Raw genomic sequence first — 206 nt, forward strand, 5'->3', positions numbered from 1 at the left:
GAAGTATCGGGTGTTGAATACCAACAAGGCGAACTCTTTGGGTACGAAGTACGGGAGTATTTGCTCGAAAAGTGGGGCCGTAAATGCGCTTATTGCGCTGAAAATACACCCTTAGAGGTAGAACACATCCATCCGCAATCGAAAGGAGGTAGCGATCGTGTCTCAAACCTGACTTTAGCCTGCCATCCGTGCAATCAGTCCAAGGG

At 49.0% G+C, this 206-nt stretch carries 1 protein-coding gene; it reads left to right on the forward strand.

The features are described from left to right. The coding region (locus AC0QH1_RS13525) for an HNH endonuclease (RefSeq protein WP_324631683.1) at positions 1-206 on the forward strand (206 nt) is incomplete at both ends.

This window comes from Phormidium sp. CCY1219, assembly GCF_055795085.1.